15 protein-coding genes and 1 pseudogene are annotated in these 22,643 nt (G+C 62.9%); 3 read left to right on the top strand and 13 right to left on the bottom strand.

All coding sequences use genetic code 11. The features are described 5' to 3' along the window. Nucleotides 1-113: 113 nt before the first annotated feature. The 3 genes and pseudogenes from DK391_RS30905 to DK391_RS30895 all read right to left on the bottom strand — a co-directional run bounded on the left by DK391_RS30905 (nucleotide 114) and on the right by DK391_RS30895 (nucleotide 4,377). Nucleotides 114-1,505: pseudogene (locus DK391_RS30905) on the bottom strand (FAD-dependent oxidoreductase). 57 nt (nucleotides 1,506-1,562) lie between these two features. Next, nucleotides 1,563-3,164, bottom strand: coding sequence for a cytosine permease (locus DK391_RS30900; RefSeq protein WP_109481799.1), 1,602 nt, complete (start codon nucleotides 3,162-3,164; stop codon nucleotides 1,563-1,565). A gap of 259 nt (nucleotides 3,165-3,423) precedes the next feature. After that, complete coding sequence (locus DK391_RS30895) at nucleotides 3,424-4,377, bottom strand: LysR family transcriptional regulator (protein ID WP_109481798.1); 954 nt, start codon at nucleotides 4,375-4,377, stop codon at nucleotides 3,424-3,426. 147 nt (nucleotides 4,378-4,524) lie between these two features. Here DK391_RS30895 and DK391_RS30890 point away from each other — a divergent pair, with 147 nt between their 5' ends. After that, on the top strand, nucleotides 4,525-5,877 hold the full coding sequence (locus DK391_RS30890) for an NAD(P)/FAD-dependent oxidoreductase (RefSeq protein ID WP_109481797.1): 1,353 nt from the start codon (nucleotides 4,525-4,527) through the stop codon (nucleotides 5,875-5,877). 18 nt (nucleotides 5,878-5,895) lie between these two features. Here the strand turns inward: DK391_RS30890 and DK391_RS30885 are convergent, their stop codons facing one another. After that, on the bottom strand, nucleotides 5,896-6,789 hold the full coding sequence (locus DK391_RS30885) for a LysR family transcriptional regulator ArgP (protein ID WP_109481796.1): 894 nt from the start codon (nucleotides 6,787-6,789) through the stop codon (nucleotides 5,896-5,898). Nucleotides 6,790-6,886: 97 nt separating this feature from the next. Between DK391_RS30885 and DK391_RS30880 the strand changes: the two genes are divergently transcribed. Next, nucleotides 6,887-7,510 carry a LysE/ArgO family amino acid transporter gene (locus DK391_RS30880; protein ID WP_109481795.1) on the top strand — a complete coding sequence of 208 codons (624 nt, stop codon included), beginning with the start codon at nucleotides 6,887-6,889 and terminating at the stop codon, nucleotides 7,508-7,510. 39 nt (nucleotides 7,511-7,549) lie between these two features. Here DK391_RS30880 and DK391_RS30875 read toward each other — a convergent pair whose 3' ends face one another. From DK391_RS30875 to DK391_RS30840, 8 genes are all read right to left on the bottom strand, one after another. Next, nucleotides 7,550-8,485, bottom strand: coding sequence for an endo alpha-1,4 polygalactosaminidase (locus DK391_RS30875; protein WP_109481794.1), 936 nt, complete (start codon nucleotides 8,483-8,485; stop codon nucleotides 7,550-7,552). 7 nt (nucleotides 8,486-8,492) lie between these two features. Next, on the bottom strand, nucleotides 8,493-9,866 hold the full coding sequence (gene pelG, locus DK391_RS30870) for an exopolysaccharide Pel transporter PelG (protein WP_109481793.1): 1,374 nt from the start codon (nucleotides 9,864-9,866) through the stop codon (nucleotides 8,493-8,495). Next, complete coding sequence (pelF, locus tag DK391_RS30865; RefSeq protein ID WP_109481792.1) at nucleotides 9,866-11,494, bottom strand: GT4 family glycosyltransferase PelF; 1,629 nt, start codon at nucleotides 11,492-11,494, stop codon at nucleotides 9,866-9,868. The genes pelG and pelF overlap by 1 nt, the downstream gene beginning before the upstream one ends. Then, nucleotides 11,491-12,540 (bottom strand): hypothetical protein, encoded by a 1,050-nt coding sequence (locus DK391_RS30860; protein ID WP_109481791.1) that lies wholly within the window; start codon nucleotides 12,538-12,540, stop codon nucleotides 11,491-11,493. Before DK391_RS30860 ends, pelF begins: the two co-directional genes overlap by 4 nt. After that, nucleotides 12,533-13,960 carry a PelD GGDEF domain-containing protein gene (locus tag DK391_RS30855; protein WP_109481790.1) on the bottom strand — a complete coding sequence of 476 codons (1,428 nt, stop codon included), beginning with the start codon at nucleotides 13,958-13,960 and terminating at the stop codon, nucleotides 12,533-12,535. The genes DK391_RS30860 and DK391_RS30855 overlap by 8 nt, the downstream gene beginning before the upstream one ends. 88 nt (nucleotides 13,961-14,048) lie before the next feature. After that, nucleotides 14,049-14,600 (bottom strand): penicillin-binding protein activator LpoB, encoded by a 552-nt coding sequence (locus tag DK391_RS30850; protein WP_109481789.1) that lies wholly within the window; start codon nucleotides 14,598-14,600, stop codon nucleotides 14,049-14,051. 44 nt (nucleotides 14,601-14,644) lie between these two features. Next, on the bottom strand, nucleotides 14,645-18,622 hold the full coding sequence (locus DK391_RS30845; RefSeq protein WP_109481788.1) for a tetratricopeptide repeat protein: 3,978 nt from the start codon (nucleotides 18,620-18,622) through the stop codon (nucleotides 14,645-14,647). Then, a complete protein-coding gene (locus DK391_RS30840; RefSeq protein ID WP_109481787.1) occupies nucleotides 18,612-21,467 on the bottom strand; it encodes a sugar ABC transporter in 2,856 nt (951 codons plus the stop codon). Before DK391_RS30840 ends, DK391_RS30845 begins: the two co-directional genes overlap by 11 nt. Before the next feature lie 696 nt (nucleotides 21,468-22,163). On the opposite strand from DK391_RS30840, the gene DK391_RS30835 reads away from it, so the two are divergent. Beyond that, nucleotides 22,164-22,325, top strand: a complete 162-nt coding sequence (locus DK391_RS30835; RefSeq protein ID WP_109481802.1) for a DUF1328 family protein — start codon at nucleotides 22,164-22,166, stop codon at nucleotides 22,323-22,325. Nucleotides 22,326-22,436: 111 nt separating this feature from the next. Here the strand turns inward: DK391_RS30835 and DK391_RS30830 are convergent, their stop codons facing one another. After that, a complete protein-coding gene (locus DK391_RS30830; RefSeq protein WP_109481786.1) occupies nucleotides 22,437-22,640 on the bottom strand; it encodes a hypothetical protein in 204 nt (67 codons plus the stop codon). Between the last annotated feature and the right edge of the window lie 3 nt (nucleotides 22,641-22,643).

Genomic DNA, 22,643 nt, shown 5'->3' with positions numbered 1-22,643 from the left:
ACACACAAGAAAGTAAGTGCCGCCCAGCACAGGGGCAACACTAGCAGACAACTAACAAAAAGCGGATGCCACCCAAAAACAAACCCCAAAAACCAAAACCAAAAACCAAACCACTACATCGGAAACCCAAGCGCCTTAATCGAATTAATCCACCAGCGCCTCCACCCACCGCGATCATCAGCGCCATCAAACGCATTAAACGTAATCTTGGCAGCGATCCATCGGACTGGCTCAGGCGGAATATAAGAAGGCCCTTTCCGCGAGATATCGAGCGAAGTAATCAAGGTATCGCGATTCCAGAGCATTTCGAGCCCCATGCGCGCGCCGAACCGACTCCCGGCCACGCCAAACCCCGTATACCCAGCGACAAACACAGTCTTCCCACCGTGATACTTGCGCGCAAACACAGCCCCACGCGAGCAATAGTCGATAGGACCACCCCACGCATGCGTGAACTTCACATCATCCAGCTGCGGGAACGTCCGATAAAACGCCTCAGCAAGCTTGTAATACGTGCTCTCATCACGATCCTGAGCAGGATTGTTATTCCCGCCAAAGTGATAGCTGACACGTCCGCCAAAGATGATCCGGTTATCCTTGGTCAGACGGAAGTAATTGAGCTGCGTCCGCGTGTCATACACGCCCTGACGGTTCTTCCAGCCAATACGAGCCATCTGCTCATCGGTCAACGGACTCGTCGCGATGATGTGATCGCGCACCTGCATCACACGCCGGTTAATGTCCGACACGCCGACATTCGCCGTCCCCGTCCCGAGCAGCACACGCGGCGTTTCAATGCGCCCCGCCTGCGTATGCACGATCATCTTGCGGCCCGCTTCTTCGAGTCGCGTCAGCGGCGAATGCTCGTGCAGGCGCACACCAAGCTTCAACGCCGCCGCCTTCAAACCCCACGCAAGCTTTGCCGGATGAATCGTGCCGCTACGGTTCCGCGACCACATCGCGCCCGCAAACAACGGCGAATCCAGTTGCTCACGCGCCTTCTCGCTATCGAGCAACACCACATCATGACCATGCGATACATGCAGTTCGAAATCCGTCTGCAGATGGCCCAGATGCTATTCCTCGACAGCCACCGTCATCTCGCCGTTCCATTCGACATCGGCCTCGATGCCATAACGCACCAGCGCTTCCTTGAAGCCGTCGAGGTTCTCCTGGCCAAGACGTTCGAGCACGTCGAGATCTTTCGGGAACACGCGCGTCGCGTTCGGCAAGCCGTGCATCACCGACGTCGAAATAATGCCGCCCGGGCGGCCCGATGCGCCATACGCAATCTTGCCCGCTTCGATCAGCACGACGTCCAGCTTCGGATCGTTTTCCTTCGCCTGAATCGCGGCCCACAAACCCGTGAAGCCACCGCCGACGATCACCAGATCGGCCGTAGTCGGCCCGATCAGTTCGCGCTCGACATCAGGCGCCGCCGGATTGTCCAGCCAGAACGGGAACAGCTTTACCCCTTCGAATGCGCGTTTCACCGACTCGCTCATCTTGTCACCTGCTCAATTACTGTCTTTGATAATGATGCTACTGCTTTCGCACTTCGATTACGCGGCGTCCTGCGTATCGAACTCTTCTTCGCGCGGCGCCGTCATCCGGTAGTTGCCGCGCATGCCTTCCGCCGTGCGCGGCTCGACCACCTTGATGTGCGCATGCGTCGCCTTGTGGCTGCCACGCAGCCAGCGCCGGCCTTGCGGACCATACACGCCATCCGGCTCGGGGAAGCACTGCAGCAGCGTAACGTACAGCGTGCAAGCCATCGTCAGTGCCACGGGCAAGCTGATGTCGATGCCGCCCGCCAGGTCGCCAAGCGGCCCGACGAACTGATCCGGCAGATTGACGAAGCACAGACCCGCCACCGCGCTCGGCACCCACGCGCCCATCGCGCGCCAGTTCCAGCCATGCGTGAACCAGTAGTGGCCGCCGCGTCCGCCGCGATTGAACACCTGCAGATCGTCCGACAGATAGAAGCCGCGGCGCGTCACGTAACCGATGATCATGATCACCATCCACGGGCAGCTGCACGTGTTGATCAGCACCGAGAAGGTCGACACGCTTTCCACGAGGTTGAACACGAAGCGCCCGAGGAAGATGAAGCCAATCGCCGCACAACCGATCAGGAACGTCGCACGCACACGGTTGAGCAGTTTCGGGAACATGCTCGACATGTCGAGACCCGTGCCGTACAGCGCCGTCGTACCCGTCGACATACCGCCGATGATCGCGATCAGACACACGGGCAGGAAAAACCAGTTCGGCGAGATCGCCAGCAGGCCGCCCACGTAGTTATTCGATGCGATGAAATCAGGCGCTTTCTGCGCGATGATCGTCGCTGTCGCCAGACCGAAGAAGAACGGCACGAAGGTCGCGATCTGCGCAATCATCACCGCGAGCATCGTGCGGTGCTTCGGCGTGTTTTCGGGAATATAGCGCGCCCAGTCGCCCATCGTCGATGCGAACGAAACAGGGTTGCTCAGCGCCACGAGCACCGCGCTCACGAACGCCGGCCAGAAACCGATCGAGCCCATCGCGAACTTGCCCGCGTAGTGGCTATCGAACGGGCCGGCAAACGCGAAGATGCCCGCGATGAACAACAGGCTCGCCGTCCACACGGCAATCTTGTTGACCCACAGCATGAAGCGGAAACCGTAGATACACACCGTCAGCACCAGCACGGCAAAAACGCCGTACGCCGCGCTCAGCGTGAAGCCGTTGACGGGCAAGCCAAGCAGATGGTTCGCGCCGCCCACGAGGGCATCGCCCGAACTCCACACGGCCAGAGAAAAGAATGCAACGGATGTCAGCAGCGCGAGAAACGACCCGACAATCCGGCCGTGAATGCCGAAATGTCCGCCCGACGAAACCGGGTCATTCGTGCCGTTGCGCATGCCGAACAGGCTCATTGGCGCAAGAATGCACGATCCCACCAGCACGCCGATCAGGATCGACGCGACGCCAGCCCAGAACGACAGGCCGAGCAGCACGGGAAAGCTACCGCGCACGGAAGTGGAAAACGTATTGCAGCCGCCGAACAGCAGCCGGAAAAGATCGATGGGCCGCGCGTAACGCGACACGTCAGGAATGCGTTCGAAGCCGAAGGTTTCGACGGTCGTGAGGCTGCTGTTGTTGCTCTCGGTGAGGCTGCTCATGTCTCCGACTCCTCTGACTGCCAGGGAAATCCCGCGGCTCGCCACAGGCTGGCGGCGTCCGCTTTTTAACAAATGTCTGGACGCCACTGTAAAGACAAACAATTCTGGCAAAAATATCGCCCGCACAACCTTTACTTCGATAAGTGTCGATGTAACCGGAAATCCCGTTCCAGCAAGGGTTTTCAGCTAACGCACCCCGTCCGTGAAAGTCAGGAATCAGCCGCGTGCGGCCTGAAACGTCGAAAAAAATCGGCAGATTTCATGCGTGGCGGCGCTTCCTTGCGGCCGCGCCGGACGGCATCGGAATCGGCACACTGCCCTTCGTGCCCGCTTCGATCAGGAAATCGCGGAACAGGCTCGCCACCTGCGGCAGGCGCTTGTCAGACACATGCATCACGTACCAGTCGCGTTCGATCGGGTTGTCGGGCAGCGGCAGCAGCGCGAGCAGCCCCGCCTGAAACTCCAGCGTGCACGCATGCAGCGACAGGAACGAGATGCCGAGGCCCGCTTCCACCAGTTGCTTGATCGCCTCGTTGCTCGACAGTTCGGAGCCGATGTGGATCTTGTGTCCCGCCTGTCTGAACAGGTTTTCGACCGTGGAGCGCGTGCCCGAACCGCGCTCGCGTACGAACAGGTTCGCCGGTTCCAGATCGCCGAGCGTAAGTCGCTTTTTCTTCATCAGCGCATGGGAAGGCGACGCGACGAATGCCATCGGATGCTTCGCGAATACGGTGGCGACCGTGCGCAACTCGCGCGGCGGGCTGCCCATCACGGCGAGATCGATTTCATGCGTGGCGAGCATGCGAATGATGTCCGCGCGGTTGCCCACCTTGAATTGCACCTTCACCTGCGGACGCGCCTCGGTAAAGCGCACCAGAAACGGCGGAATCAGGTACTCGGCCGTCGTGATCGCGCCGATGCGCAGCGTGCCGCCCTGCTCGCCATGCAAGGCGGCGAGATCGTCGGCGGCGCCGTTCCACAGGTCGAGAATTTCAAGCGCGTAGCGCGCGAGGATTTCACCTGCCGCTGTCAGTTGCACGCCACGCCCCACGCGCTGCAAAAGCGGCGCGCCAGCCGCCTCTTCGAGCAGGCGAATCTGCAACGACACCGCGGGCTGCGTCAGACGCAACTCCTCCGCCGCGCCCGACACGCTACCGAGCTTTGCCACCGTATGAAGCGCTTTCAATTGCCGGAATGTCGCCGCTTTTAACATAAGTGAAAACCTATATGTTCTGTACAAACATTAAATTGTGCTGCGGTTTTCCTCAATTCTATACTCGACCTCACTGATGACGTTCACGCATCAATCGCATTGAAAGCGGCATTGAAAACAGCATTGAAAACGTTCAGGAGAGCAAGCATGACTTCGATCGATCGACACACCGCCAGCAGCCCATGCACTGCGCCGCACCGTATCGTCGTCGTAGGTGGCGGCGTGGGAGGACTGGGACTCGCGACACGTCTTGGCGAATCGCTCGGCAAGAGCGGGCACGCGCATATCGTGCTCGTCGACCGTTCGCCGACGCACTTCTGGAAGCCGCTGTTGCACGAAGCAGCTTCAGGGCAGATCGATCCCGCCACGCATCAGCTGCAATATGCGATTCAGGCGCGCCGTCACGGCTTCGAGTTCGAACAGGGCTCGCTGCAATCGCTCGATCGTGCGCAGCGTCGCATCACGCTCAGCGCGACGCGCGACGCCGATGGCCGCGAAGTGCTGCCCGCGCGTGATATCGCCTTCGATACGCTCGTGCTGGCGCTCGGCAGCGTGACCAACTATTTCGGCGTGAAGGGTGCGGCCGAGCACGCGCTGCCGCTCGAATCCGTCACGCACGCGGAATCGTTCCGTCGCAAGCTGCTCGATGCCTGCACGCGTGCCAATCATGTTCGTCGTGTGAGCGGTGCACAGCATGTGCAGCCTGTGTCGATCAACATCATCGGTGCGGGTGCAACGGGCGTCGAACTGGCGGCGGCGCTGCGCGACAGCATCCGTTTGCTGCATCGCTACAGCCTCTTCGCACTCGATCCGGAGCGCGACTTCAAGATCCGGCTGGTCGAAGGCACGGACCGCGTGTTGCCCGCACTGTCGCAGCGTATTTCAGCACGTGCGCAGCGGATACTCGGCGGTCTCGGCGTCGATGTGCTGACGCAAACCCGCGTGACGGAAGTGCGCGCCAATGCCGTGCTCACGCATGACGGTCAGCATCTGCCGAGCGACATCGCGATCTGGACGGCGGGCATTGCCGGGCCGCCAGTGCTGCGCGTGTTCGATGGCATCGATACGAATCGCAATGCGCAGGTGCTGGTCACACGTACCCTGCAAACCCCGAACGATGCGAACATCTTCGCGCTCGGCGATTGCGCGGCCTGCCCGTCACACGCCGATGGCTTTCTCGCGCCGCGTGCCCAGGTTGCGCATCAACAGGCGATGTTTCTGGCCCGCGCGGTGAAGTGCCGTGGCTGCGGCGAAGCGCTGCCCGAGTGCACGTATCGCGATGCCGGCACGCTGGTCGGCTTCGGCGATGTCGGCACGATCGGCAGTCTGAGCGGACTGCGCGAGCGGCCCATGTATGTCGACGGCTGGCTCGCCACGGTCGTGTACCGGCTGATCTACCGCAAGCACGTGATGACGGTCACAGGCTTCGCGCGCATGGCACTCGATACGGCGAGCCATTGGTTGCGGCGGCGCGCTCATCCCGTGATCCGGCTGCATTGAACATCGAACGGCAAGCGGTCAGTCGAGCAGCTCGGCTGAGCGCTTGCGCAACGCGGCGCCGAAGTCGTCGAGCCAGCCAATCGACAGCCGCCAGCTTTGCCAGTACAGATCGACATCGAGATGCTTGCCCGGCGCCATGTCGATCAGTTCGCCGCTTTCCAGTTGAGCGGCGATCATGCGCTCCGGGCACATGCCCCACCCCAGCCCCGTCGCGCACGCGCGCAGGAAACCGGACACATGCGGGATCCAGTGCGTCGGCGCATCGACTACGCCACGCGTGATCTTCTGCACGAAGCGCTTCTGCAACTGATCTTTCGGATTGAAATCGACACACGGCGCGCCGCTCAGCGTTTCGCGGCTGATGCCTGCGCTGAAATAGCGCTCGTAAAACGCGGGCGTGCACACGGCGAGATAACGCATGCGCCCCAGCCGCGTCGAACGGCAGCCCTGCACCGGCTCGGACTGCGTCGTCACGGCACCCTGCACGCTGCCGTCGCGGATCCGCTGCGCCGTGTGATCCTGATCGTCGATCACCAGATCGAGCAGCATGCCGCGCTCCGAGCAAAAACCGGCAACGGCATCGATAAACCACGTGCCGCCGCTGTCGTCGTTGACTGCGACGCGTAATGTGGGCCACGGCTCCAGCAATGCGCCCGGCAATTCCGGCATGCGGCCGTTCAACTCCGCTTCGAGCAACTGCACGCGCTCGGTATGGCGGCACAGCAGCGCGCCCGAGCGCGTCGCCGTGCAGGGCTGCCCGCGTTGGACGAGCACGCTGCCGACCCGTTCTTCCAGCAGTTTCACGCGTTGCGACACCGCCGAAGGCGTGACATTCAGCGCCGCCGCCGCGCGGTCGAACGAACCGTGGCGCACGACAGCCGCCAGCGCATCCAGCAAGGCATAGTCCAGCATTAGCGTTCCTTAAGCGGCTTAACCGAAATTAGCTTCTCTTATTCTAGCCAGCGCGGCACACTCCTGCCATCCGATTCTTCTCTTCCGTCAAACCATCATGAACTGGCTCGCTTTTTCGCATGGCGCCGCGTTGTGCGCCTCACTGATCGTCACTATCGGCGCGCAAAACGCGTTCGTGCTCCGTCAAGGCATCATGCGCTCGCATATCGGCAAGATCGTGTTGCTGTGCACGCTGTCGGATTTCCTGCTGATCGGCGCGGGTGTCGGCGGCGCAGCGGTGCTCGCCGAGCGCTACCCGACCTTCATTCACGCGCTGCTGTACGTGGGTCTCGCGTATCTCGCGTGGTTCGGCATTAGCGCGCTGGTGCGCGCGCTGCGCCCCGGCCATGCCGCGCTCGACACCGATGCAAGAGGCGACAACGCGCCGCCCGCGCAACGCGCGCTGCCCATCGTGCTGATGACGCTCGCGTTCACGTGGCTCAATCCACACGTCTATCTGGACACGTTCCTGCTGATCGGCACGGCGGGCGCGCGTGAAGCGCAAGGCTCGCGTGTCGAGTTCGCGGTCGGTGCGATGGCCGTCAGCGCGGTGTGGTTCGTGGCGTTGGGATATGGCGCGCGTGCCCTGGCGCCGCTGTTCAAGCGTGCCACGGCGTGGCGCGTGCTGGATGGCGCGATCGGCAGCATGGTGTTGCTGCTGGCTGTCACGCAGTTGCGCTAGATCGCGTTGAGAGTGGCGTGGAGCGGGAGGCGCCCCGCTTCAGCGACGCAGAGAAACCTTCGTGAGCGGCTCGGCGTCCTTGAGAATCGAATGGCTCAGGCCAATCGTCTGCAAGCCGCCATCCGTCACGTAGGGCACGATACCGAGCTTGCTGATCCTGTTGACGATCTCGTGACGACACGCATCGTCATCAGGCGCGCAGTAATCGATCGACACGACGGGCAAGCCGTAGCGCTCATGAATCTCGCGCGCTTTACCTAACAGCCATTCGCGGTCATTGGCAGGCACTTCGTCGTAGCGCTGATTCGCCTGATCCCAGCGGCCAAACAACGATTCGAACGCAACGGCCGCCACCTGATCGTGCACCTGCGGCAGGATTTCAAAACCCCGGTTCAGAATCAAACGTGCCTGCGGATAGCGCACTTTCAATTCGCGCAACACGGCAGCGATGCCCGCTTCCTGACGCACGCGCTCGGCATCCGTCTTCGCGACCAGTTGATACGAATCGAGCGTATCGAGAAAGAAGCCGCGATAGCCGCGTTCCCACAGCGGCTTGATGATCTCATCGACGAAAAACGCCGGCCATCCCGAGGCAGTCTGATCGACGACCGTCGATGACCACGCCGCATTGCTGCCCACCAGCCACGTCTTCGGCATTTTCGCGTAGTACGCGCGCTCTTTCGTCACTTCACCGACGCTGACATACGCGTACCAGTTCGGGCAATGCGCCGTGTGCGCGCGTGGATCGAAGCCGCTGTCAGGCTCTATCACCACCGTGTCGAACTGCTGGAAACGCTCGGCCTGCACGTTCGCGCCGTAGAAGAATGCCACGGCGCCGATACCCGTCGATGAAGCCCGCTTGCAGGCGGCCAGCGCGGGCCTCACCCATGCCACCGACAGCAACAGGATCACCACCGCCGCACAGGCAACGATGATCCACGAAATACCGAAACGGGCGATCGAACTGGCTGTCATAAACCGATCAGTTGCGCAGCATGTACGTCTCGTACTCGAGCTTGCTGAACTTGCGGTCGAGCAACTGGACGGCAGCGACCACGAGAATCAGCAGCGTCAACGCAAAGCCATAGCCGTAGAAATCCGGCTGCATGTACAGCGTAATGCCAGTCAGGATTCCGTTCAACAGCACGAACGCAATACACAGCCGCAGCACCGTGCGGCGCGCGTCCAGATAGAAGAATACATTCAGCAGGCCGAGCAGCAGCACCTGCAGGCTCGCCGCGATCACGTCGACGATCATCAGCGGCATATACAGCGATGAAATGCCCAGCGCATCGAGCACGAGACGGCCGAACGCGAGAATCAGCAGCAGCACCACGGCCTGAATCTTCACGATCTCATACAGGCCCGCGCGCACGCTGCCGACCATCATGTCGCGCATATCGTTGATGTGGCGCAGCGTGGCGCCGCTGCGCACGGCATCGTAGAAGCGGTCGTAGTACTCGACGAAGTCCGCCTCGATCCGCACGAGGAAGGTCGCCATGCCCGGCATCACACACACATACGCAATGAACACGGGAATATCGTAGATCACGGATGCATTGAGCGGCCCGATCACCTTCGCGCCCGTGCCCGGTGCATACCAGAACATGAACTTGTCGAGCCACACGCCAAGGTTGAACAGAAAGCCCACCATCGCGAGACTCGGGTACGCAAAGCGCCGCTGGATCACCTCGAAGGAAATGAAACGCGGACTGCGATAGTTGCGATAGATAAGACCCGACAACCCCGCCAGCAACACGATATGCCCCGCCACGAATCCGCCGAGCAAACCCGCCAGACCATGCGTGTTGAGCATCAATGCGAACGCGACCGTGCAGCCATAGCCGAGCGCAAACACATACAGGATCTGGCGATACTGCTTGACGCTCGACAGGAAGATCACCGCAATCCAGATGTTGCTGACCACGACGAAGCCGGCCACCATCAGCAGCCGGTAGATGAGCGGCTCGCCGCCGAACCCGAACGCCACGGCAATCACGCCGAGCACGCCCGACGCCACCGTCGAAATCAGCACGACACCGTTATAGTTCGACAGCACGAGATCGTCGCGCTTTTCGAACAGACGGTCGGAAATGAAGCGCGTGAACGAAAGCTGCAATGGCCCCGTGAGTATCAGACTGCACGCAATCAGGTAGGTCACCGACACCTGGAACTGCACGATCGCGTACTTCGGTATCACGAACGCCAGGCTCATCACACCGATGATCAGAATGCCGAAGATCGACAGGATCAGCGGACCGGAACTGATCAGCCCAGCGTAAGCGTAGGCGCGCGCCACGCCGAACAGCGTCTGGCTCTTCAGGATCTTGCGAAGCTCGAAACCAATACCAGCCATCAGCGCACCTCTTCCGTCTGTGCCGCACCTGCCGCCGCAGCCCTGCCCGCATGCATCGGACAGCCGCCGCCCTGCCCGCCTTGCGCCGGTTTCACGCGCGACGGAGCAGCCATCAAGCGTTCATACAGCACGCGATACTGGTCGATCATCATCGCCTTCGTGTAGAAACGGCGCACTCGTTGCAGACCGGCCTGTTGTGCCGCCAGCCAGCGCGGTTCGTCGCCGAGCAGATCGAGCACGGCCTGGGCGAACGCCGACGGGTTCGCGATCGGCACCACGCTGCCCGCCGCGCCCAGTGCGCGGTCTTCGTCGCCGTAGCCTTCGATCAGCTGGCGGCACGAGCCCACGTCCGTCGTGATCGACGGAATGCCGGCTGCGAAACCTTCGAGCACGACCAGCGGCAAGGCCTCGCTGATCGACGTCAGCGCGATCACATCGACCTTCGGCAGAATCTCGTCGATACGCTGAAAGCCGAGGAATTTCACGTTCTTCGCGAGGCCGAGGCTTTCGGCGAGTGCGCGGCATTCCTGCGCGTACGCCGGGTCTTCTTCCTCCGGCCCGACGATCCAGCCTTCGATTTCCGGCATCGCGCGCGACGCGATGAACAGCGCGCGAATAAAAGTCTTGATGTCCTTGATCGGCACCACGCGGCCGATCAGCGCGACCACGTTGCGCGGGCGCACAGTGCGCTTCTCGACGAGCGGCGCGAGGCCATCCACATCGACACCGTTCGGAATGTTGCGCGTGCGTGCAGCTTGCGCGCCGTCGGTGATCTGCCGCTGACGGTTCGCTTCGTACAGCGCGACGATATCGTCGGCGGCGTCATAGGCGAGCTTGCCGAGCGCTTCGAAGAAGCGCACCCACAACTCGCGGAAATAGCTGATCTTCGAAATGTCGCGTTCGAACGCGCCACGGTTGTCGCGAATCCACTGGCTTTGCAGCAGGTCGATCTTGCGCTCTTTCGTATAGATGCCATGCTCGGACACGAGCAGCGGACGCCCCGTCCGATAGTGCAGCAACGCGCCCAGAAAGCCCGCATAACCCGTCGATACCGTGTGATACACCTTCGCCGGCGGCAACTGTTCGGCCACGCGCGCGAGTTGCCACAGCGGCTTGTGCATGATGCGCACGGTCCAGAAGTAATCGGTGAATGACGGGTCCGTGCAATAGCGGTGATACTGATCGACGATGAAATCCCACGCCGCGCGGCTGGACAGGAACTGCTCCTCGCTGAGCGGCGCCTTGTCGCCGATCAGGTTCACCATGTCGGCCATCATCGCGCCGGCATCCACCGTGCCGCTGTTGCGCCATGCGTCGTGCAGTGCCGCCGATTGCGCGAACGCCTCTGCATCGCCGGGAATCTCGCGTGCGGCGTTTTCGTCGACGGCGCCCGTCTCGTACAGATAGTGCGTTTCGAAGTGCACGACGTTGTCGGGCAGCGCATATGCCGCACCCTTATAGTCCTCTTCGCGGCTGCCGATAAACGCAATCGCAAAGCGGATCTCCGGGTACGAGCGGAGCATTTCGTTGACCCAGCTCGACACGCCGCCGCGCACATACGGGAACGTGCCTTCGAGCAGCAGGCAGACATCGGCGTCGGCAGCGCGGCGCATCAGTGACGGTTTCATGTGGACCAGTAACGCGCAACAGGTTTGAGCATCGGCAGCGTCGCGGCATTGCCGAGCGACGCCAGCAGTTCGGATACGCGCACGTAATCGCCGCGCAGATATTCGACTTCGGCAAGCCAGGGCACGAGACGCTCGCGCGGAAAACCGAGCGATTGCGCGCGGTCCATGTATTGCGCGGCTTCATCAGGGGCGCCGTTGGTCAGCGCGAGGCGGCCGCGGATCATCCACAGCGCGGCGTCGCTGCCGTCTATTTCCAGCGCGGCACGTGCGTAGCGGTCGGCCTGTTCGAGCGTGTGCTTGTAGACCACGCCCTGCACGAGGTTCTGATAGATCAGTTCGAAATACAGCTCGGCGAGTTGCCGGTTGAGCGCGTGACGATCGCCTTCCGACTGCGCGTCTTCCAGCGTTTTCGCAGTGTTGAAGATGCGCTGCATCACGTCGTTTTCGGCCTGATCCAGCGTGCCGTAGGCAATCAGCCGCACGTCTTCGACCGGGTCGGCGAGCAGGTCGCGCAGCAGCGTACCCGTGGTGCGCGTGGGCATGCTCTGGATGGCGACGAGTGCCGACAGACGATCCGCCGCTGCAACCTTCGTGTTCACCAGACGCGCCTGCAGACGCGCGCCGCCGCCATGCGAGACACGCGACATCAGATAGGTCACGAACTCCGGCGCAGGCACATCGCCCATTTCGTCTTCAGCGTGCGACGCGGGATACAGCGCTGCCCAGATGCAGCTCACCAGCACGACGAGGCCGCCGAACAGCGGCACGAACGTGCACGCGGAGCCGAGCAGCAGCAGGCTCCACATGCGCGGCTCGCGATAACGCAACGGCAGCAGCAGGCGGAACAGCAGCGCCTGCAGCACGCCGCACACGACGTCGAGCAGCACCACCGGCCACAGCGGATCGTAAGCCGTCGCGGTGTTGGCGAAATAGACGATGCCTGCGCCCTGCGCGCACGCCACCAGCACGATGCCGAGCGCCGCCATCGCGGACACCAGCAACGCGAGCGCGCCGCCCGTGGCGCTTTTTGCGGTCGGGTTATCCATCGATGCCACTGCGCATGAGAAGGCGCTTCAACGCCGGGCCCGGCTGGTCGCTGCCCAGATGCAGCGTATGCACACCGATGCGCGCGCCTTCGAGATCGAGATTGAACTGCGCGCGCAGACTCGATTCGATCCGCGCCAGATAGCCGTCGACGCCGATCGCGTCGGTCGCAGGCATCAGGTTCAGCAGCACCGACTGCCCTGCCGATTTCACCGGCCACATCAGATCGAGCGAGCGGCGACGGCGCATCACGTGTTCGAAGAACGAATCGCCCGCATCGTCGTGCGGGAACACCAGCGCCACCAGCGACGACGTAATGCCCGACGAATGTTCGAGGCGCGTGAGACGGCTCACGTCAAGCGCAAATTCATACGGGCAATCGGGCACGTCGTTCAGGATGTCGCGCACCTGCTGCGAGTGCTCGACGCCGTCCGCGTAGTAGCCAAGCAGCACCAGCAACAATTGCAGGTTGTCGAAATTCAGAGACAGGAACGGCATGCGGCGGATGACGAGCATCGCGAGCATGCGGCCGTCGGCGGAAATCAGCGGCGCGCACACCAGCAGATGCGAATTCGTCACCGGACGATCTTCGCTCTTCAGATGCGCAACAGCGCGCGTTTCGAGCGCGTGCTGCACGAGTTCGTCGCGCGGATCGAAATCGAACGTATCGCCGATATGCGCAAGCGCGTCGCGCCCCACCTTGCCGTCACGCACAGGGTACAACGCCGCCACTTCGATCTGGCAGGCCTGCGCGACGAACTCCAGCAGTTCGCGCGCGCCCGGCATGTCGTCCGAATGATTCGGCTTCGTATCGAGACCATGCGCAACCGAAATGCGGCGCAACTCGGTGATCGAATCGCGCAGCGTGGTCGGCTTGGTCAGCAAGTCCTTTTCGAGCCGTTCGTGCGACAGACGCATCAGATAGTGGCTGTTGGTGATCGCCACCAGCCGGTCGTTCAGATAATCGTTGATCGCGTTCGCGCGTTGCGCGCGGCTGCCCCACGTATCGCCGAAGTGACCTGCAATCACGGTCTGCAGCACGCCGCCCGTGAAATACAGCGTCGGCCATGCAGCCGCGCTGCCATGCCCGAGCATCTGCGTGAACACCTGATACGCGCCGATCAGCATCGCGCAGCCGCGCACGCCGAGCAGCGTGCCGTAGCGCAGCGCGACTACGAGCGGCGCGAACCACAGCCACGGGAAGCCCGCGTGCAGCATGAACGGATCGTTGTGATCGAGCGCATACGACAGCGCGAACACCCCGCCGATAAACACGATCGTCTCGACGATGGAAAACGGCCGCGACACCGCGGGCGCGACGAGGCGCCGCACGGCGCTCAGATTGCCGAACGGGTTCGATTGACGCGGCCTGGCCGCGCCACTGGCGGCACTGGCGGCGCTTTGCGCGGTGACGGTATTCACAGCCGACTCCTCATCACGTGTCGAGTTGCTTGCGTATTGCAGATTGCCCTGCGCCCGCCGCGACTCTCGCGGCAGACACACGACGCCTTCAGCCGCGCGTACGCAGCGGCGACAGCAGGCTGCCGATCAGCGACGATGCGACGCTCGAGAGGCTCGAACGCGTCCAGCCGCTCTTCGAACCCGTCGCGCTCCACACCACCTGGCCCGACGCCACGTCGATCAGTTCGAAGGTCACGCCAGCGACCGGCTCACCATCCACGCCGACCTTGTAGCGCCACTCTTCCACTGCGCCCGTCAGCACGTACTTCACGCGCTGCTCACGCGCCCATGCGAGTTTCTTCTCGCCGATGTCGCGCTGTGCCGTGTCGAACATCGCATTCGCCGATGCATCGACGGGTGCGAGGCGCACGTCGGCGAAACCGTTCTCGCGCAATGCGTTCGCGGCGATGGCGGCGGCGCTGCTGCCTGCTGCCGGCGTTTCCGTGAAATTCGCCATCGTCACCACGGCGACGGAATCCTTCGATTCGAGCGACGGCGAACCCGCCTGGCGAATCGAACCGCATGCGCCCAGCACCAGCGCCGACGCGGTGGCTGCCGCCACCCACTTGATCAAACGTGACCAGCCGTTGATGTTGCTCATCGAACTACTCCTCAGAAATGTCGTTATCGTGCCAATGCGCCGGATCAGTAAAACCATTTGTAGGTCGCGCCCAGCAGCGTGACGGGCGTGCCGATCTTCGACACGCGCTGATGCTGCAGGAACACAGCCAGGTGATCGCCACCCAGCACGGTGCCTGCAATGCCCAGACTCACGTCCGGGCCCCAGCCCTGGATCGAGTCATGCACGATGCCAACGTCGAAGAACGGACGCCATGCATGCGTGTACTGCTCCTGCAAATCGTTACCGAAGCCGAAGTAAAAGCCGTACTGCGTGTACGTGTCCGGCATGAAGTCCTGCGCTGTTGCGGGCTGCAATGCAGTCGGCAGCAGGTTCGTCAGCCGCGCATCGGGCTGTCCGCTTGCACCGTAGCCGCCGTGCGTGAGCAGCGCGCGCAGCGTGTAATCGGGGTACGTCGTGCGGATGCGGTAGCTCACTTCGGCTGTCGACAGCACGCCGCTGCCGAGGTAGTTGCGCGACTGGCTATAGAAGCGGTCCGCTTCCACGCTGCCCGGCAGCGTGATGCGCTCCGTCATCCGGTACGTCAGATCGCCGATCACGTTGTCTTTCATGCCGCCCACCAGCAGCGCCTGGTTTTCGTCGGCGACCTGGTTGCGGCCCGCGCGCACGCCGAGCGTGAGCGGCGAGTTGCGCCCCACTTCGCTCGCGAGATCGAGCGTGTAGAACTCATTCGCGCCGACGCGTCGTCCGCCCGTCACCGTGAACGAGGTATCGCGCGTCTGGCGCTCGCCGTAGATGTTCAGCCAGCGATCCACCGACGGCACGTTGACCAGCTGCGAGATATCCGTCGAATGCTGGAAGTGCTGCACTGCCGTCACGCCGACGAGATAACGCTCGGCAATCTTGTGGCTCGCGGCGAGCGTCGTCTCGACGTAATCGAGCGGATGCTCGATATGGTTGACGACTTCGGCGTCGATGGATTGCGGCCAGTCGAGCGTGGTTTCCGTCACACGCGTGTGCAGGTCGGTGTCTTCCGGCGCGCCGTCGAGCGCATTGAACGCGAGTTGCTGCGCACGGTCCGGCCGGTCGACGGCAATCGTCGCGTCGATGCGGTCGTTGACGGGCAGACGCGAGCGTTCGACTGCAAGCAGGCGCTCCATTTCAGGGATGTCGTTCTCGGCGAGCGCGATGGTCAGCTGTGCATCGGCGGGACGCGACAGGCGCTCGGCGTACTGCTGCGCAAGCCAGCGCTTCGCGAGCGGATTACTTTCCTTCGACAGCGCCCACGCGACGGCCACTTCCTTCGCCACCGCGCCGCGCACGCGCGCGTTCTCCGGCAAGCCCGCGCCATCGAGCGGCGCACCGCCCGGCAAGCCCTTGGCCGTGCCGATCATCGTGCGGCGCGCAATCGCGTTATCCGACGATGCAGGCCGTGCCGCCATCAGGCTGTTGAGCAAGGCAGCGGACTCGTCGCCCGTCGCATAGTCGGCCGATAGCGTCACGCGACGGCCACGCAGATCGTCGAGCGTCTCGGCGTCCTGCGCGGTACGGCCACGCATCGCCGCGCGTTGCGCGCCGTGCAGCTTCGCGAGCTTCGCTTCGTCCTGCTGCATCTGCAGCCATACTTTCTTGCGGATCGACCAGGCAAGACCGTCGTGGCCCGCCTGTTCCTGCGCGTCGGCATAGGTGAGCAGCCACAGCGGATCACGCGACATCATCGCCGACTCGCGGCGCAGATATTCGAGCGCGGCAACGGGCCGGTTCAGGCGCATTTCGGCGGCTGCGTACGGCTCCCACAATGCCGAGCTTTGATCGGCATTGCCGCGCCAACGCTTGAGCGCTTCACGCAAGTCGCCGTCGCTGCCGTAGTCGACCAGCGTCCACAGATACGCCGCACGCAGATCGGAACTCGCGCCCGGCAGATCGACGGCGCGCTTCAGATCGGCGAGCGCCTTCTGCGGCTCATTGATCAGCCGGTAGTATTCCGCGCGCACGCCGAGCAGCGACGGCGACGCTTCCGCCGCCTTGAGCTCTTCCGGCGAGAGGCCTGCGAGCAGGAACGCAATGCGGTCCATCGCCTGCGCGTCGGTGTAATAGAAGATCGCGTCCTGCAACGCGCGCACCGTGTGATCGCGCTGATAACGCAACTCCGCGACACGGCCCGCATCGATGGGATACGGGTCGTAGAAGTACGTCATGTCGCCGAGGTCTTCGGGCGTCGCCACGCCGCTCGCGATCAGATGGCGATACGCTTCGTTCGCGTCGTCATCCTGTTGCAGCAGACGCGCGAGTTCGGCGTAGTTGCGCCAGAAATCTTCGTCGGTGTCTTTGGCGCCCTTGCGCGCCACTTTCAGCGCAGCCAGCGACGCGCGATAGTCGCCCTGCCTGTACAGCACGCTTGCCGTGCGCAGCGCTGCGTCGGCATCGTTAGGATGGCGCGCCTGCACGGCACGATAGGTCGCGAGCGCCTGATCGTCGTGACCGGCGCGCTCGGCAAGCTGGCCGATGCGCTGATCGATGGCATCGGCATTCGTGCCGCGCGGCAGCGAGCGCAGGAACGCCAGTGCATCGTCGGGACGGCCGAGACGCTCATAGGTGGCCGTGACGTTGTCGACCAGCTTCAGATCGTTCGGCGTAGCACGCGATTCATGCACGAGTGCCGTCAGATACGCTTCGTCGTCGTCGAGCATCGGTGCGATGCGCAGCACGTTCTGCCAGCCGACCTGATCGTTGGACAGCTGCGCGTAGTCGAGCCAGGACTTCAATGCCAGCGACGGATCGCGATTCCACTCGGCCACCTGCGCGAGACGCTTGACCCATTCCACCGAACGCGGATCGCGCTGCACCTGTTGTGCAGCGACTTTCTGCGCGCTCGGCAGATCGCCCGATTCGACGAACGCCTGAAACACCACGTTCGCGACGCTCGGATCTGAACGGATCGCGGCGGCGCTCGGTGCAGCGAGGTCGCTGGCGGCGTGCGGTGCTTGCGGCGCTTGCGCGGGTGCAACACTTGCCGCCACGCGCAGCACGCGCACGCTGTCCCCTTCCTCTGCCGCCGCTGCGCGCATCGCTGCACGCAGACTGACGAGTGCATCGCGATGACGGTACGCGACGGGACCATCCATATAGGCATAACCCGCTTGCGCGACTTCGCGCACATGCTCGCCGATCGGCGACGTCGGTTCCGCCAGCGCGTACTTCGCCAGCAGCTTCGCGTAACGGTCCACCGCATCCGGACGATTCGCCGCACGCGCGAGATTGAGCATCACGATCAGCGTGGCGGGATCGTCGGCGAGCTTGCCGATATGGGCGTCGGCAGCCGTGAGCGCATCGTCGAGCAGATTGCCCGACTGCAGCGTGCGCACGCCCGCGACGAAACAGCGGCGCTGTTCATCGCGCGTCTGTGCGGCGGCTTCCTGACGGAACCATGCATCGGCAGCAGCATGATAATCGCCGACCTGCAACGCGTAGCGCGTGATCTGCGTATCCCACTTCGCGCGCTGGTCGGGATCGTTGGCCGACAGGCGCGCATACAGCTTGGCGGCGAGATCCGGCATGCCGACGGCAGCCGAACGCTGCGCGAGCCATTCGAGATCCTTCGGCGCCCAGTGCAACGCCGACGCCTGCGTCAGACGCACGCGCAAGTTCTCGAGCGCGGCCACGCGGCGCGGATCGTCTTCGGGAATCGCGAAGGTGCGCTGCTCCGTGACGGCGAGATGCAGCATCATCGCGCTCTTGAGCATGTCCTCGGTGCCGAGCGCTTCCATGCGCGTAGCGATCCGTTCGGCGTCGTCGGTGCGGCCCAGATACAGATATTGCGCGCCCAGCAGCGAGAGAAATTCCTCGTTATCGGGCCGGACCTTCGACCACGCTTCCAGATACGCGACGCTCAGTTCGCTCGGCGCGCCCACCGATGCAACGCGCTGACGCAAGCCGCCGCGCGGCGACACGCCGTACATGGTCGCGACCACTACGCCCGCGAGCGAGTAGACCAGCCACGTCGGAACGATACGGGGACGGTTGTCGTTCGTTTTATCGTTCACAGCGGATCTCGACAGGCTGATAGTGGACTTCGAGCGCATTCAGCGCGGGCGTATCGAAGCGGACGTAGGCACCGTCGCGCTGCAGCGGCACGGCACGGCCAGCGACGGTCGCGGTGCAGCTCTGCGCATTCGCGAGCTTCACGAACGGCTGGTAGTAGCTGCCGAACTCGAACGACAGGTTCTTGCCATCGCGTTTGAAATCGCGCACGAAGCCGTTTGCTTCGGCGATATACGGCAGCGCGTTGGCTTGCGGCTTCGCATTCGCTGCGTCGAACGACACGCGCGCTGCGCCATCGGCGATATGGATGTAGGTGCCGTCCGGCCCCGCTGCGTAACCCGTCACGCCATGCGACGCCTGCAGATCCGGCGACGTGGTCAGCGGCCAGTGCAGTTCACGCACTTCGCCATTGCCACGCACAATCCAGTCTTGCTGCTTCGCATCGGACGCTTCGCCCTGCACCGAGCGCGCGACGGCGAACGAGCGCCAGTCGAGCACCTTGTGCGCGTAGTCCGTCATATGCACGGGCAGCACCGGCTGCTTCAGCACGGCCGCGAAAATCTGGTCGAGCGCGCGCAGCGATGCCACCTTCGTGCCGCTGTACATGTGGTAGTAGATGTCGATCGGCTTGAAGCGCAGCGGCTTGTCCGTCATGTCGAAGGTTTCGAGCACGCGCGTGAAGCCGTAGAACGGACCGAGCCAGTCGTTGGTGTAGACGTTCTCGTCCTGGTTCGGCGCGTAGACCTGATACGCGCCCGGCCCTTTCAGCACGCCGATCGGCGCGATATTGGTCCAGCTGTTCGCGCTCTTCGTGATGACGGTGTCGCCGCCGTTCACGTTATCCACGCCCGCCTTGTACACCGCACGCACGACGATCGCGGGCGGCTCGCAGTTGCCCGGCCATTGCAGGATCGTGGTCTTCTTGCCGGGAGGCGCAAGGCGCGAGTTGATGTAATCGATCGACCCCGTCACTTCGCGGTCGATATTGAACGTGTAATTCGGAATGTTCAGCGAGAACGCCGTGTCGCCGCCACCGCGGTCCACGCGTTCACCCGTCTTCGCATCGACGTTTTCCCACTCGAACGGATGCGAGTACGTATGCGTGCCGATCGCCACATAAGGGAGCGCGAACATCTTGCGCGCGATCTCTTCGAGACGCGGCGAGATCTGCGGATACAGACCCTTCGGCCCCACTTCGCCCTCGATCACCGACAGCGTCATCGGCACCTTGTAGCGCGTGAAAATCTGCTGGTACAGCGCTTCGCCCGAGTAGTCGGCGCCGGGGAATTCCGCGCGCGACGCGAAACCATCGCCATCCACGTGCGACATGAACAGGCGTCGGCCGTTTTCCGTAGTGACGCTCGGCGACGGCATCGGTTGCAGGCGCAATGCGCGGCGCAAGAACTCGATCGGCTGGATCGCCCAGCGCTCCTGGCCGATGCCATTGAGCGACACAACCGTGTACGGACTCATCGCGAAGCCGCCCCACGGCGTGATGGCGATCTGATCGAGCGTCGCGTCACCGCTTTTCACGCGCAGCAGCGACTGGCTCTGGCTGCCGACCTGCACGCCCGTGAGGTCGCGCGTGCCGAGCTTCGGATCGACTTCGAAACCGACCAGCGGATCGCGTGACACCGTTTCGATCTTGTCCGTGAACGGTCCGGCCACGGCTTGCAGATCGAGCGCGCGCCCTTCGTCTTCCGCCGCGTCGAAGCCGAACTGGCCGAGAAACACCATCGGCACGCGTGCGGCAAGACGCGCATCGACCCACGCGCGCCAGGCGCCGCTGTTCGGCGTTTCATCGCCCTGCAGCCATGCGACCACACCGGCGTAGCGGTCCGGCGTGATGCCGTCCGGCAGCGGATCGTGGACGTTCGCGAACTCGACGTCGTAGCCGAGATAGTTGAGCGGCGTCGCGAGATCGCGCACGCCGGGCGTTTCGTCGAGCGGCAGCTCACCGTCGCTGTCCTGCACGATCAGCACCTTGCGCGGCAGCACTTCGATCGCACCGATGCCGACCACGTTCAGCGACGCGTTCGTCACATACGGTGTGACGCCCAGCGCCAATGCCTGCGCGGCCGTGGTGCGCGCACAGGCGCGGTCGTCGGCAGGCCAGGTTTCGATCGAGATGACGGGCACGCCTGTCGCCTGCATGAACTGCTGCGCGGCGGCGCGGCGCGCATCGCGCGCGCCTGCTGCGACGTTGCCGTTCTGCGCGTCGCGCACCAGCGCCGGGCCGATCACGGCATACAGCGAACTGGCGTGCGGCGTAGCGGCCTGCAACGCGTTATCGCCGCCGATCACGAGACGCGCATCGGGATGCGCGGCGCGGATCGCTTCGGCAGATGCGATGGCCGTTGGCGTGTCGAGCAGGAAGCCGCGATAGCCACGTTGCCACAGCGGTGCGATCTGCGCGGCAACGAAGGCATCGGGCGTGGTTTGCGCGGCGTCGGCACGGGTGCGGGCGAGCCACGCGGTGTGACGCAACGGATGCGCTGACGGATCGAAGCCGCTGGCGGGATCGATCACGACGGCATCGAACGCCTGCAGTTCGCCGACAGGCACACGCGAACCATAGAACAAAGCGAGGTTGACGCGCGATGCTTGCGCGTGCAACTGGGCGGAAGGTTGCACTGAAGCGGGCGCGGACGTCTGCGCCTGCACGGCGACGCCGTGCAGCGCGAGCGTGGCCGCCGCGGTCAGTGCAATCATGCGGGCGTGCACAAGCGCACGAACGAGCCCGCGCGGTTGCGCGATCATCGGTCTGCGTGCCTGCTGCGTGAAACCTTGAAACACCCCGTCGAGCGCCGATTGCGCTTCGAATATCGTTTGAATCCCCACTGGCATGTGATTTTTTCTTCGGTTTATTGCTTTTACTGACCGGCTTAAAGCGCGGTTTTCCCCGGGGATTTACACCCCCTCGGTCAGGAGTGATGGCCGAATGTTAAATCGGTCCATCTGCCGCATACGGATGAAAATCTGCAGACTGGAAAGATCAGAGGATATGAAGCGCTATCTCTGTGAATCGGCGCGCATTTTAACGCGTTCCTTCACAAAGAAAAGGGGTGTCGCGAAAATATCACGGATCACGAAAACGCTTGCGCAGCCAGCAATCCGAATATCGGTTTAAAGCTGATAAAGGCTCGCAAACGTTAAACCGATAATCGCGAACGGATATTCGTTTTTCATTATTTGTCAGTTCATAACATTCACATTACAAACTATTTCATGCACCGTGTGGCCATTTTAAAACCCGATATCTGGTATTTAACGGCACGCAAACGATTTCGCGGTTGCACCAGGGCGCCACTCATGACGACACTGTCTATATGCCGCCCTCTGTTGCATGAATGCCTAAAATTTCTGGTGGGATCCGCGCAAATGTGATTTCGGCGCAAGCCGTGCACGGCATCGCAGAAAGACCCGATGGGCACGCGTGTTGCTCCTTGCGATCACGGCGTCGCCGCTGCCCATCGACGCCGTTCCCGCGTGTGGGTCGGTCATCGCATCGATCTGTCCAGCAATCCTCTCGTGGAGCCTTTCATGCTTCGTTACGCTGCCATCTTTTTCATCATCGCCATCATCGCGGCGGTCTTCGGTTTCGGCGGCATTGCCGCAGGCGCGGCCGAAATCGCGAAGGTGCTGTTCTTCATCTTTATCGTGATCTTTCTTGTCACGCTGCTCATGGGCGTCATCCGGCGCTGACGCTGCGCACCACGCAACGCGACTCGCCAAAGCGGGCAAGCGGACGTGCAATGTATGGCGCGTCCGCTTGCAATAGTTACCTTCCTTATCGTCGTTACCGCCCTGCCACCGTCACGCGCCTGCGCGAGACTCCAGCGCGCTCAACGCCTCATCGAGCTTTCTGGCGCGGGTTTTCTGGGCAGGGATGCGCGCGGCCGCGCTGATGTCGTCGACGCGCTTGCGCCAGTACGACAGCGGAAGATGATCCGTGCCGGAGATGCGCGCCAGTACATGTTCGAGATGCTCGATATCCGACTCGAGCTGATGATGGTTCATGCC

The organism is Paraburkholderia sp. C35 (genome assembly GCF_003121405.1).
In the GTDB taxonomy this organism is placed as follows: Bacteria; Pseudomonadota; Gammaproteobacteria; order Burkholderiales; family Burkholderiaceae; genus Paraburkholderia.
Note: the sequence above shows the minus strand (reverse complement) of the source record. Positions and strands in the feature narration are given on the sequence as shown.